Source organism: Alishewanella sp. SMS8 (assembly GCF_030737935.1).
Classification (GTDB): Bacteria; Pseudomonadota; Gammaproteobacteria; order Enterobacterales; family Alteromonadaceae; genus Alishewanella; species Alishewanella maricola.
Window position 1 is genome coordinate 771,024 of sequence record NZ_JAPJEA010000001.1, and the last position, 13,741, is coordinate 784,764.

Below are 13,741 nucleotides of genomic sequence, written 5' to 3' on the forward strand. Positions count from 1 at the left end.
TACTGAAAACGAAAATGGCGTCCGAAGACGCCATAACCCTTCGCCATGAAGCGCTTATTTCGGTAACTGACTATACCCCATATTAAACAGCGTAAAGCTGTAAATATCTGCGGCTTGATCAATCACCATCGCCACCGGCATACCCGCACCATGCCCTGCATTAACATCAATGCGAATAAGCTGAGGCGTTGCTTTGCTGGCTTTGGCTTGCAGCTCTGCAGCAAACTTAAACGAATGCGCAGGCACCACGCGATCATCGTGATCGGCTGTCGTAATCATGGTAGCAGGATAAGTGATACCTGTTTTCACGTTGTGTACCGGCGAGTAACCTTGCAGATAGTTAAACATGTCGGCTGATTGCTCTGACGTGCCGTAATCATAGGCCCAACCCGCACCGGCGGTAAAGGTATGATAACGTAACATATCAAGTACACCCACTTGCGGGATCGCCACTTTAAACAACTCTGGCCGCTGGGTCATGACTGCACCTACCAATAAACCACCATTTGATCCTCCGCGAACAGCGGTTTTCTCTTTGGAAGTGTATTTTTCTGTTTGCAGATATTCAGCCGCAGCAATAAAGTCATCAAATACATTTTGCTTTTGTAATTGTGTACCGGCGTTATGCCAGGCTTTACCGTACTCACCCCCACCACGAATATTGGCCACCGCATAAATACCGCCCATTTCCATCCATACCGCGTTCGCCACGCTAAAAGATGGGGTTAGGCTGATATTAAAACCGCCATAACCGTACAAGATGGTGGGGTTGCTGCCATCGCGTTTTAAATCTTTACGATAGCTGATGATCATCGGCACCTTAGTACCGTCTTTAGAGGTATAAAACACCTGCTCAGACACGTAGTTGCTTGGGTCAAAATTCACTTTCGGCTGGTTATACAGCGAGGTTTCACCCGCTTTTGGCTCAAAAGCGTAAATAGAACCCGGAGTGATGTAGTTAGCAAAGCTAAAATACAGCGTATCCGCCTCTTTTTTACCGCCAAAGCCGCCCACGCTGCCTAAACCAGGTAATTCGATATCGCGCACCAGTTTGCCGTTCATATCATATTGTTTTACCTTGGCAATCGCATCGACTATGTAATTAGCGAATAAAAAGCCTGCTCCGCTACTAATACGCAGCACATGTTCAGTTTCCGGGATCAGCACTTGCCAATTTTCTGGCTGCGGTGCTTTTGCCGACACTTTCACCACTTTACGATTAGGCGCATCACGGTTAGTTGCTAAGATGAGCATATCACCGTCACTGTCCACTAGATCCACATCTGAATCGGTATCGGTAACAATCGCAACAAACTCACTATTGGGTTGGGTGAGATCTTTCACGAAAAGCTTATTACCCGACGTCGACACCGCAGCGGACACTAACAAATAACGATTATCTTCTGTGACTTCAGCGCCTACATAACGATGTTTCTGACCATCTAGGGCACCGAATACGACCGGATCCGCTGATTGAGGCGTACCAAGCTTGTGGTAGTACAACTTATGCTGATCGGTCATGGCAGAGAGTTCACTGCCATCGGGTTTATCATAACTAGAATAAAAGAAACCGTCGTTCCCCTGCCAAGCAATACCGCTAAACTTAATATCAATCAGCGTATCGCCAATTTGTTGCTTGGTCTCAGTGTCGATGACAATCACTTTACGCCAATCGCTGCCGCCTTCTGAAATGGCATAAGCGGCCAGTTTTCCGTCTGCGGAGAATTGAATATCGGCCATGGACGTTGTGCCGTCAGCGCTAAAAGTATTGGGATCTAAAAACACTTCGGCAGCGCCATCGCCTTTTTGGCGATACAACACAAACTGATTTTGTAAACCGTCATTCTTGTAAAAATAGGTGTAATCACCTTCTTTAAACGGTGCGCTAATCCGCTCATAGTTCCACGATTGCTGTAATTTATCGCGGATCTGATCCCGAAATGGGATCTGTTTTAAATATGCGAAAGTACTCTCGTTTTGCGCTTTTACCCAGCTTTCAGTCTCACTGCTACGATCGTCTTCTAACCAACGATAAGGATCGGCGACTTGCGTACCAAAATAGTTATCAACCACATCACCTTGGCGGCTCTGGGGGTAGTTAATTGTGCTTTGTTGCTGAGTGACAGTCACATTTTGCTCCGGGACGACATCTTGCTTAGCACCGCCGCAAGCGGTTAAGACCGCGGCAGCCAATAAGGTTAAGGCAAACTTCATACAGGTGGACTCCAGTTTTATTGTGATTATAGGAATTAACACCTGAGAGCTTAACAAAGACCATGCTGTTTGCCTATTTCACTGAACGGAATTTTCTGTGGATTGATAGGAGGCTCAATTCGATTTTTAAAAGCAAAACGCCAGGGTAAGGGCATGGGCGAGGCGCAGGACGCGCCGAGTAATCGAAGATGACGCCTTGAGCTGAAAAAGAAAAAGCCTGTTGTATGACAGGCTTTCGCTATAATGGTGCCCAGAGGCGGACCACATCGTCGGGAACGATGTGGAACAGCTTTGCTGGCCCGCAGGGCGAGGCGCAGGATGCGCCGAGTAATCGAAGATGACGCCGAGGGCGATAAAAAGCAAAACGCCAGCACGAGGCTGGCGTTTTAACTGTAGTGGTGCCCAGAGGCGGAATCGAACCACCGACACGCGGATTTTCAATCCGCTGCTCTACCGACTGAGCTATCTGGGCAAAAGGATGGTGCCGCTTATCCGAGTCGAACGGATGACCTACTGATTACAAGTCAGTTGCTCTACCAACTGAGCTAAAGCGGCAGCGACACTGTAAAATGTTAAACAATGGCACCAAAATTCATGGTGCCCAGAGGCGGAATCGAACCACCGACACGCGGATTTTCAATCCGCTGCTCTACCGACTGAGCTATCTGGGCAATGCGGCGTATTAAACGGATTTTGCCGAGTTAAGTCAATAAATATTTTTGAAAAGCATACTGACAGCTTATAACTTGAACAAAAAGACCGTTTTCGAGTACTAAATATACTGCGAGAAGCTAAAAACAAACTGCTAAAATTACTGCTTTTGCTGGCAGAAACTTGTTAAGCTAGAAAATTGCAGTTTCGGTTAATTTTGTTTCATTTAACGCTATGGAAGGTCAATGGAAAACACCCATTTTACTAAACCAATATTTTTTCGGTTGGCGATAATTTTACTTATTTGTCTTGCCATTCAAACATGGTTATTTGGCTGGTTTACCGCTTCTGCCCAGCGCAGTTCTGAACAACTGCAACGGCTCACTGCAGAAAGTATGGTATTGGCACAAAGCCTTAGTCTGGTGCCCACTGATGATAAAGTCTTACAACAGCAGTTATTTTTACAAGCGCGCAATAATGATCCCAGCCGAGCGTTCTATCTTTACAGCGTGACGGCCAAAGGTATAGAGCTTGAATTCAATACGGAAAATTTACCAAATATTGTACCCTCACCGACCCTCTCAAATATGGCCATTCGCCAAGACGATTTACTAATTGTGCACCGCATTTTACCAGGACAAACAAATAAAGTTTTAGTGTCATTACAATTACTGCCCCCGCCTAATTATCAACCCGCTCTATTTGCGTTATTTATCGGGCTCGTCACGGGGTTATTGTTACTCGCAGGCATCAGTTATCACTTATCGCAATATTTTCGGGAGCGGTTGCTGCCTTTGGTCTTAGGCACACGCAACGCCTTAGAAAAAGAACAGTTTGTACCCGGTTTCCACAGCCATGAAAAAGATGTCTTTGGGCTGTTAGCTGAACAAATCAATACCGTGTTTTATCGGCTACAACAAAGCACACAAGCCTTGAAAGCCTCTGAAGATAATATCAGCCAATTGAAGCAAGAGGTTGAGCATCGCATCAAAGAACGAACCGATGCCTTAGAAACTGCAAAATTAACGGCTGAAAAAGCCAATGAAGCCAAGTCGACTTTTTTAGCCACCATGAGCCACGAAATTCGTACCCCCATGAACGGTATTATCGGCACGATCGACTTGTTACGTAAAACGGAATTAAGTAATCCGCAATATCGCATGACTGATACGATCCGAGAATCATCGTTTTCGTTATTACGGATCCTCGATGATATTTTGGATTTCTCTAAAATCGAAGCCGGCAAGCTTGAGCTTGAAAATATCCCCGTGTCGCTGGTCGATATCATTGAAGCAGTGGGCCGCATCTTAGTCTCAGTGGCCTATCAGCGACAAATTGATTTAAAAATTTATATCGATCCGCGCATTCCCGATGGCTTAATGGGCGATCCTGTCCGCTTACGGCAAATTCTGTATAACTTGGCGGGTAACGCCATTAAATTTACAGAAACCACAACAGAGAAAACCGGTGTGGTATTGGTCAGCGCTCGGTTACTAGAAGAGAACATGGATTTTAGCCAAATCCAATTGACAGTGTCCGATAACGGCCGCGGCATGACCCAGCGGCAAATTAGTTATGTTTTCCAGCCCTTTAACCAAGCAGAAGGTTCCATCACTCGGCGTTTTGGTGGTACAGGGTTAGGTTTATCTATTTGCCAATACCTCACCTCTTTAATGTACGGCGAGATAGATGCGAAGAGTGAACCGGGCAAAGGCTCTGAATTTCGAGTACGGCTGCCGATGCACCGCATTGAGAACGCTCGCTATCTATCACAAAGCTTACTCAAAGACTTATCTATTTGCCTGTTTAGCCAAGATAGCGATAATCAACATCACTTATCAGACTACCTGCTATTTTGCGGAGCCAACTTAGATATCGTGCTGAGTGTAGAGGCTTTGCATCTTCGTGCCGAAAATCAACGAGAAGATGCGAAAACCCAGACGATTTGGTTGCTGGATGCGACTTATGAACAAATATCGGCAAGCGAAATAACACATTTGGTCACTCATCCCAAATTATCAAGTGTAAAGTTTGTGATTATCACTAACCAAACTGAATTAGCCGACTTGCTATTTGATAATGTTATTTATGTGCATGGTAGCCCGATTTGCCGCACACAAATCCTCGATGCCGTACAAATTATCTGCGGCCTAAAAGCGCGTCCAAAACAAATTATCCAACCAACTAACCAAGCTTCATTGCAAGCTCCCAGTATTGAAACCGCACGAAAAAATCGTGAACTGGTTTTGTTAGCTGAAGATAATCAAATGAACCAGCGCGTCATCGTAGAACAGTTAAGTGCTTTAGGCTATGCCGTCGAAGTAGCCGATGATGGCGCTATCGCTCTTGAAAAATGGCGTGAGTATCATTACCCACTGGTATTAACCGATTTGCATATGCCTAATCTCAGTGGTTATGATCTAACCAAAGCTATTCGCTTAGAAGATTTACATCGACAAGAGGATAGCCAATTTACTCGTATTATCGCCATTACCGCTAATGCGATGAAAGGCGAAGAGCAAAAATGTCTAAGCGTGGGTATGGACGCTTATATCACCAAACCGATTGAACTGGTCACGCTACAAAATGTCATGCAAAAATGGTTACCGCTAAAACAGAGTGCTAAAGAATCAGCACAAGATACTGTTGAGCAAAATAATCTCTCACCGATTTGTTTTACCACTTTAGCCAATTGCCTGGGTAATGACCCAGTTAAGCATGAAGAATATTTAAATTATTTTATTAGCGAAGCGACTCCCGTCATTAGGAAATTATCGCAATTAAACACGAGTCAGCAGCGTCAGGGCATTCGAAGTGAAGCTCATCAATTAAAAGCCATGGCAAAGAGTGTCGGGGCTTTACAAGTGGCCAACAAAGCGTTGAGTTTAGAGAAGATTGCGGAAACAGCAGATTTAAGTACGGTAGCGGAAACGATTGAACAATTAACCGATCAGTTTCATAACGTGATCCATTATGTGAAACAGCGCTATTGATGCTGACAGGCGTCAGCATCAATAGCGTTTTGCTAACAACACTTAATTGGCTGAAGTATCCAGCACAGGAAAGCTTTTAACCAACTGATCTAACGCCTGCATCTGCGCCAGATAAGGCTCGAGCTTAGCCAATGGCAAAGCACAAGGGCCATCGCATTTAGCCAAATTAGGCTCAGGGTGTGCTTCAATAAACAACCCTGCTAAGCCTAAAGCCATACCCGAGCGAGCCAGTTGTGCCGCTTGGGCACGACGGCCATCCGCTGAGTCTTCACGGCCACCCGGTTTTTGTAAGGCATGGGTTGCATCAAAAATGACAGGTGCATACTGTTTCATTTCATCCATGCCCAGCATGTCGACAACCAGGTTATTGTAACCGAAGCTCGAGCCGCGCTCGCAGAGGATCACTTGCTCATTTCCAGCTTCGGCAAACTTCTTCAGAATATGGCGCATTTCATGCGGCGCTAAAAACTGCGGTTTTTTCACATTAATGACCGCGCCCGTTTTCGCCATCGCCACCACTAAATCGGTTTGGCGGGCTAAAAAAGCAGGCAATTGGATCACGTCGACAACTTCTGCAACCGGCGCTGCTTGATGCGGCTCATGCACATCAGTAATCAGCGGCACATTAAACGTACGTTTAATCTCTTCGAAAATACGTAATCCTTCTTCTAACCCTGGACCACGGTAAGAGTGCACAGAAGAACGGTTCGCTTTATCAAACGACGCTTTAAACACATAAGGAATGCCCAATTTTGCACACACTTGCACGTAGTGCTCGGCAATACGCATGGCGAGATCGCGAGACTCTAATACATTCATGCCACCAAACAGCACAAAAGGTTTATCGTTGGCAACATCAATACCGGCAACATTAATCAGGTGGTTTTGCATAACAGATCCGTCAGGTTAGCTTATTAAAATGGAAGAAATATCGGCTGCTTGCTCAGGGCAACCCGGATCATTAAACCAAGCCAGCCCAATGCACCTAAAAACGATAACCAACGAATGGCGACAGTGCGGCCTTTTAAAGCAGAAAAACCTAAAGCGATGTAAGCAAACAGCGCGATAACTTTTTCGGTCAACCACGGATTAACAAAGGGATACTGGGCAATGGTGATCATTAACGCCGCCGCCGATAACAATAAAAAGGTATCAACCACATGGGGCGCTATTTTAAAGAATTTACGCTGCAACAGCGGCGAGTCTTTTAAACGCAAAGCAAAGCGAATAAATAGCAGTGATACACTTAACGCCACCATTAACAAATGAATATGCTTAAACGCCATATACATAAAAAACAACCTCTTGTGAATATCAATCAATTAAAGTGGCGCTACGTTACCACTATCTGGATATTTTTGCAGTACAGCTTCAAGCTTTGTAACAATCTGGTTAAAGGCCGCCACCATTTTAGGTTCAAACTGCCGATTAGCTTGCGCATTAATCTCTGCGATGACTTGCTGCAAATTCCAAGCGTCTTTGTAACAGCGACGATGCCTTAACGCATCATAAACATCGGCCAATGCCGCGATACGCGCAAACACATGGATCTCTTCTGCCTTTTTACCATCCGGATAGCCCGAACCATCCCAACGCTCATGATGTTCACGTGCGATGATTGCGCCCGCCTGAATAATAGAGCGCTTCGAATCTTTGAGTATGTTAAAACCGATGTTGGTGTGTTGCTTCATAACGGACCATTGCTCAGCGGTGAGTTTGTCCGGTTTATTTAAAATTTCATCAGGGATCCCCGCTTTACCGACATCATGCAACGGCGCAGCATACATTAGTAATTCAGCATCCTCTTTGGCTAAACCATAGGCAATGGCTAATTCATAACAAATAAAGGCAATACGCCGCACGTGATTGCCGGTTTCCACCGAGCGCTGCTCAACAGCCTCACTTAACCGATAAACAATTTCACGCTGTGTATCTTCAACTTCGTGCTGTAATTGCACGTTTTCATAAGCAATTTGCACATTTTGTGCAAATAACTGCACCAACTTTTGTTGGTTATCGCTCATCGGGCCGGGTAAACCAGATATATATAACAAAGATCCGTGAGTAAATTTACTGCTGCAATATGCAACCAGATAATTATCACGATAAACGATGTCTTTGGAACTCAGCGCTTGCTCAAAAGCATCGAGTAAAGGCTTCTCCAATACCTTTTGAATAGGCTGCCCTTCTTTTTGCTCAAATTCGCCTTGCCCAGCAAACACCACCAACTCATGTGGGTCGCTCGCTTGTACATTACCTGCAACTAAAGAAGAACTGACCAATAAAGCGTCTTGATCACAGCCGAGCACTGAGGTTAGTTGTTGCAACACACCATCAATAAATTGTTCCATCGAGTGTGCAGAAAACAAATCGACGGAGGCATTCATGATTTTTTCTAAGCCTTGTCGACTCTGTTCGATGGAAATAATATCGCGGTAAGAGCGTAAGCTTGACATCATTACGGTAAATAACTTTTGTGCCGTCAACTCAGTTTTTGATTTGTAATCGTTGATATCATAATCCACTATTACCTGCCGCTCAGGGGCTTGTCCTGGCTGACCGGTACGTAAAATAATTCTTACAAATTGATTATTTAACTGCTCCCGAATATAGCGCGCGACTTTTAAGCCGGCATCATCGGTTTCCATTACAACATCAAGCAATACGATGGCAATATCGTGTTGTTCAGACATGATTTGTTGTGCTTCTGCGCCAGAGTAGGCACTGATAAACAATAATTTTTTTTGTTGAAAACTGAAGTCACTCAGTGCAAGACGCGTTACTACATGCACTTCAGACTCATCATCCACGATCAATACCTTCCAAGTACCATTGGATACTGTGGTTTCTAACTCTGGTTCATCTGCAAACAGAAATTGCTCAGACATCACTGAGGCTCCCTCCCAAAAAAACTTACCATGGTTATAGGCTGCTTTTCGTTGCAGGTCAAAATAATTGTATCCGATCGGCTTGAGTGTTGGGCATGATGATGGGAGCGCGCGCATACAAAAAAGCTAAACCACCAAATCGTGAAGAAAGCGGATAGTGAGCATTAAGTTTCTTTTGAAAGGAGTAGGGAGAATGCTCTGCTTACCGGTAGCTAATTAAGTTGACCGCCACTAATGCGCCAATGACCACCGTAGTCTTTCACCGAACTCACTTCCTCAAAACCCGCAGCAACTAACATCTGTCTTACCAGCGGCGCTTGTTCAAAGCCATGCTCAAGCCACAACCAACCGCCCGGGGTCAGATGCTGGGGAGCATTAGTGATGATATGTTGCAAATCGGCATAGCCCTGATCGGCGGCCACCAAAGCGCTCAAAGGTTCATAACGTAAGGCACAAAGATGCGGGTCCTCAGCTTCAATATAAGGGGGGTTACTGACAATTAATTGATATTGCTCTGCAGCAAGCTGGCTAAACCAACGGCTTTGTTGCACTTGCACGTGAGGTAACGTTAAAGCAGCCGCATTACGCTGTGCTAAGGCGACAGCCTCTGGCTGTAGGTCAACCGCCGTGATCTGCCAAGTCGGGCGCTCGCTTGCCAACGCTAAGGCAATAGCGCCCGTGCCGGTGCCTAAATCGAGCACCCGTGCATTAGCAGTTAAGGGTAATGTTAAAACATGCTCTACCAACACTTCGGTATCAGGTCGAGGGATCAGCGTACTAGGCGCTACGGCCAACTCTAAACCAAAAAAATGCCAGTAACCAAAAATATAGGCTAAGGGCTCACCCGCTAAACGCCGCTTTAACATACGCTCGAGCTCTTGCAGTTCAGTGGCACTTAACAGACGCTCTGGATAGGTATATAAAAAACTGCTGCTGCAGTTTAATACCCGACAGAGCAACAGCCGAGCTTCGTGTAGCGGGTTCTCAGAACAGCTTTGCAGCAACGCGGCGCTATGCTGCAACCAAGGCTGCAGCTGCATTAACGGTTTTCATCCGCTAACGCGGCTAATAAGTCAGCTTGGTGCTCTTGCTTCAATGGCTCAATCACCAAGCCTAATTCACCTTCCATCACTTCGTTTAAACGATAAATGGTTAAGTTAATTCGGTGGTCGGTTAAGCGGCCTTGTGGAAAGTTGTAAGTGCGAATGCGCTCTGAACGATCGCCACTGCCCACTAATGAACGGCGAGTGTCTTGTTCTGCTAAACGGCGCTTTTCATCTTCGGCCGCTTGAATACGAGATTGCAACACGCTCATTGCTCGGGCACGGTTTTTATGCTGCGAACGCTCATCCTGACACTCCACCACGATACCCGTTGGTAAGTGAGTGATCCGAATAGCGGAGTCAGTTCGGTTAACGTGCTGTCCACCGGCACCAGAAGCGCGGTAGGTATCCACCTTTAAATCAGCCGGATTGATTTCAATGGCTTCACTTTCTGGGATCTCCGGCATAATGGCTACAGTACAAGCGGAAGTATGCACCCGACCTTGCGATTCGGTTGCGGGTACGCGCTGCACACGATGGCCACCCGATTCAAATTTCAAGGTACCAAAGGCACCCTCACCTTGAATATGGGCGATAACTTCTTTAAAACCACCGTGCTCACCATCACTGGCACTGACCACTTCTAATCGCCAGCGTTGTTTTTCAGCAAAACGGCTATACATTCGAAACACATCACCGGCAAAAATGGCGGCTTCATCGCCACCGGCACCGGCGCGAATTTCTAAAAAGCAGCTATTGCTGTCGTTCGGATCTTTAGGTAGTAACAAAATTTGCAGTTCAGTATCAAGCGCTTCAATGCTGGCACGAGCAGATTTATACTCTTCTTGCGCCATTTCCCGCATCTCAGGATCGGGATCTTTTTGCATTTCTTCAGCCATTTGCAAATCGTCTTGCGCCTGACAATAGCTACGAAAGGCTTTGTTAAGATCTTCTAACTGACTAAATTCTTTTGATAATTCACGAAAACGTTTTTGATCGCTAATAACGCCTGCGTCACTTAGCAACGCTTGCACTTCTTCGTAGCGTTCTACTAAGGCTTCGAGCTTACGATATACCGACTCTTTCATTTTAACCTGTTAACCTGATTATAAATCGACTAAGACCTTAACCAACTCGGACGCGTCCGGTTGCTCGGATTGTAATAAATGACGAATGGCTTGCGTTGGGCTGTGCATTAAACGATTACTCAGTTTATTGGCCATTTCTTGCAGCACTTTTTCGGGATCTTGCCCTGCGGCCAACTGGTTTTGCGCTCGGACAAGCAATTCTTGTTTCACGTGTTCACAACGCTGCCGATAATCACGCAGCCAATCGGCTTTATCCTGTAAAAGTAACCATTGCTGAAACTCGTTGGCGCCCGATTCGATCATCACCTCCGCTTGTGCAGCGGCATGTTGTCGATGGTTTAAATTTTGCGCCACAATGCTTTGTAAATCATCTACGGTGTACAGGTAAGCATCTTCTAACTCAGACACCTGCTGCTCAATATCTCGCGGTACAGCTAAATCAACCAAGAACATCGGTTTGTGCTTACGCTGCCGTAACGCCTGCTCAACCATACCCTTGCCCACAATAGGTAAGGTACTGGCCGTTGAGGAAATCACAATATCCGCTTCAGCTAAACGAGATGGCACCTGCGCTAAGGTTAACACTTGGGCATTAAACTGCTTAGCCAAGTTTTCGGCTCGCTCATAGGTGCGGTTCGCCACGCTTAATTTAGTTGCGCCCTGCTCAGACAAATGCCGCGCAACCAGTTCAATGGTTTCACCTGCGCCAATCAAAAGTACCCGCACATTATCTAACTTGCCAAAAATCTGTTTGGCCAGCGTAACGGCAGCAAAAGCAACCGATACCGCATTTGCGCCAATCTCTGTTTCGGTGCGCACGTCTTTAGCAACAGCAAAAGTCTTTTGAAATAGCCGCTCGAATAAGGGCTGGATCGTACCCGCTTGGCGCGATTGATTATAAGACTGCTTCACCTGCCCAAAAATTTGCGGCTCACCCAACACCAAAGAATCTAACCCTGCCGCCACGCGCATTAAATGCTGCACCGCTTGCTGATCTTGAAATAAGTAGAGATGTTGTTGTAAATCCGGTAACGACAATTGATGAAACTGTGCTAACCACTGCACCACTTGCTCGGCTTGTTCAGCACCACCGCTAAAATACAGCTCGGTACGATTACAGGTAGACAAAATCACTGCATCGACCAACTGCAGTTTCGCTGCCAATTGTTGCAAGGCCTCAGGCACCTGTTCGGGTGCAAAAGCCAGCTTTTCGCGCAGCGCAACTGGAGCTGTTTTGTGATTTATGCCTAGTGCAAAAATAGCCATCACCTGTATCATGGTTTCTGTAGGGGGCGAATTGTACGAAAAAGCCCAGGTTAATAAAAGCAAAAGCAAAGGACTTTAGTGTGTCATTACCGAATAGCCGATGGAGTATGTTAGTTTTTGTGGCTTTATTAAGCGCTTGTGGCCTAAAACCCAAGGCTCCACCCGCCGAGCCAGTGATGAACGCCGCGGCGCGACAACAACAATTAAACGCCATGCAAAGTTTTACCGTACAAGCATCGATGGGCATTAAAGCGCCGAATGAATCGATCAGTGGTAATTTGCGATGGCAGCAAATGAATGCCAACGATTTTCAAGCTCGGCTGGCCAATATGCTCGGTATCAGTTTATTTGAACTGACCCAGCAAACAAACTTTTCAGAACTACTGGTTAAAGGCGAACGTTATCAGGCGGCAGATGCCAGCAGTTTGTTGTGGCAATTAGCCGGTTGGTCAATTCCGCTGCATGATATGCCGTTATGGCTGCGCGGCTTACCTGGCGCCAGTGCCACCGAGTTGCAATATGACGCTGCTGGACGCTTAACCCGCTTTACGTTACAAGATAGCACCGGTATTCGCTGGCAATTAACATATCGCAGCTTTTTTGCCGATGCGCTCTCGTTACCCAAGCAACTAGAATTAAGCAGCGACGATACACACATTCGCTTAGTGATCCGGAGCTGGCAACCATGAGTTTTTCGTTACCGGCAGTGGCCAAACTGAATTTATTTTTGCATATCACAGGCCGTCGCGCTGACGGTTACCATAATCTGCAAACGCTGTTTCAGATGCTTGATTTTGGTGACCGCTTACATTTCAAAGCAGACAACAGCGGTGAAATAACGCTAAGTTGTAGCGATCCTTCACTTAACGGTAGCGATAACTTAATTTATCGTGCGGCTCAACTGCTGAAACCTTTTGCGCCCGCTGCAGCGGGCTGTCAGCTTTATTTAGAAAAAAACTTACCCATGGGTGGCGGCTTAGGCGGCGGCTCATCTGATGCAGCAACGACCCTGCATGGTTTAAATAAGTTATGGCAATTAGGCCTGTCTACCCAGCAACTTGCCGAACTGGGTTTACGCTTAGGCGCAGATGTCCCTGTTTTTGTGCATGGCACAACTGCCTTTGCTGAGGGGGTTGGCGAGCGCTTACAAGCTGTCGAATTACCCGAAAAAATTTATCTCGTGGTGACACCTCATTGTCATATTAGTACGGCGGCTATTTTCAGCCACCCGCAATTAAAACGTGATACGCCTACCATGGTTTTGGCTGATTTAATGCAACGCAATTGGCAAAATGATTGCCAGCCTTTGGTCGAACAGCTGTATCCGATTGTTGCAATGACCTTACAGTGGTTGTTAGAATACGCCCCGTGTCGAATGACGGGTACTGGTGCAAGTGTGTTCGCCGAATTCCCGGACGCGGCCAGTGCTCAACATGCCCTAGCGAGTTTGCCTGCATCATGCAATGGCTTTATCGCAAGAGGGGTCAACCAGTCGCCATTATGGGCTGCGCTGACAGATACCGACTCTAACAGCTGATGTCACTAAACGTTAGTGTATTACTGAATAAGTTGCTAACACGATCATTACGTTATACGTT

10 protein-coding genes and 3 tRNA genes are annotated in these 13,741 nt (G+C 46.2%); 3 read left to right on the forward strand and 10 right to left on the reverse strand.

Annotated features, from left to right (window positions below):
* Positions 1-54: 54 nt before the first annotated feature.
* The 4 genes from ORJ01_RS03485 to ORJ01_RS03500 all read right to left on the reverse strand — a co-directional run bounded on the left by ORJ01_RS03485 (position 55) and on the right by ORJ01_RS03500 (position 2,885).
* Entirely contained in the window at positions 55-2,214 is a 2,160-nt protein-coding gene (locus ORJ01_RS03485; protein ID WP_306176979.1) for a prolyl oligopeptidase family protein, read from the reverse strand.
* A gap of 396 nt (positions 2,215-2,610) precedes the next feature.
* Positions 2,611-2,686, reverse strand: a tRNA-Phe gene (locus ORJ01_RS03490).
* 7 nt (positions 2,687-2,693) lie between these two features.
* Positions 2,694-2,769, reverse strand: a tRNA-Thr gene (locus tag ORJ01_RS03495).
* 40 nt (positions 2,770-2,809) lie between these two features.
* Positions 2,810-2,885 (reverse strand) — tRNA-Phe (locus tag ORJ01_RS03500).
* A gap of 225 nt (positions 2,886-3,110) precedes the next feature.
* Here ORJ01_RS03500 and ORJ01_RS03505 point away from each other — a divergent pair.
* Positions 3,111-5,858, forward strand: a complete 2,748-nt coding sequence (locus tag ORJ01_RS03505) for a hybrid sensor histidine kinase/response regulator (protein ID WP_306176980.1) — start codon at positions 3,111-3,113, stop codon at positions 5,856-5,858.
* A 42-nt stretch (positions 5,859-5,900) separates the two neighbouring features.
* On the opposite strand, the gene kdsA is transcribed toward ORJ01_RS03505, so the two are convergent.
* The 6 genes from kdsA to hemA form a co-directional block, all read right to left on the reverse strand.
* Complete coding sequence (kdsA, locus tag ORJ01_RS03510) at positions 5,901-6,749, reverse strand: 3-deoxy-8-phosphooctulonate synthase (protein ID WP_226749697.1); 849 nt, start codon at positions 6,747-6,749, stop codon at positions 5,901-5,903.
* Positions 6,750-6,772: 23 nt separating this feature from the next.
* Positions 6,773-7,150, reverse strand: coding sequence for a SirB2 family protein (locus ORJ01_RS03515; RefSeq protein WP_226749696.1), 378 nt, complete (start codon positions 7,148-7,150; stop codon positions 6,773-6,775).
* A gap of 30 nt (positions 7,151-7,180) precedes the next feature.
* A complete protein-coding gene (locus ORJ01_RS03520; protein WP_306176981.1) occupies positions 7,181-8,746 on the reverse strand; it encodes a DUF3369 domain-containing protein in 1,566 nt (521 codons plus the stop codon).
* A gap of 212 nt (positions 8,747-8,958) precedes the next feature.
* Positions 8,959-9,786, reverse strand: coding sequence for a peptide chain release factor N(5)-glutamine methyltransferase (prmC, locus tag ORJ01_RS03525; RefSeq protein ID WP_306176982.1), 828 nt, complete (start codon positions 9,784-9,786; stop codon positions 8,959-8,961).
* Positions 9,786-10,877, reverse strand: coding sequence for a peptide chain release factor 1 (prfA, locus tag ORJ01_RS03530; protein WP_226749693.1), 1,092 nt, complete (start codon positions 10,875-10,877; stop codon positions 9,786-9,788). Before prfA ends, prmC begins: the two co-directional genes overlap by 1 nt.
* Positions 10,878-10,895: 18 nt before the next feature.
* The gene (gene hemA / locus ORJ01_RS03535; protein ID WP_226749692.1) at positions 10,896-12,143 is read right to left on the reverse strand and encodes a glutamyl-tRNA reductase; all 1,248 of its coding nucleotides are present in this window, start codon (positions 12,141-12,143) and stop codon (positions 10,896-10,898) included.
* A gap of 80 nt (positions 12,144-12,223) precedes the next feature.
* On the opposite strand from hemA, the gene lolB reads away from it, so the two are divergent.
* Complete coding sequence (lolB, locus tag ORJ01_RS03540; protein ID WP_306176983.1) at positions 12,224-12,832, forward strand: lipoprotein insertase outer membrane protein LolB; 609 nt, start codon at positions 12,224-12,226, stop codon at positions 12,830-12,832.
* The gene (ispE, locus tag ORJ01_RS03545) at positions 12,829-13,680 is read left to right on the forward strand and encodes a 4-(cytidine 5'-diphospho)-2-C-methyl-D-erythritol kinase (RefSeq protein ID WP_306176984.1); all 852 of its coding nucleotides are present in this window, start codon (positions 12,829-12,831) and stop codon (positions 13,678-13,680) included. The genes lolB and ispE overlap by 4 nt, the downstream gene beginning before the upstream one ends.
* Positions 13,681-13,741: the final 61 nt, after the last annotated feature.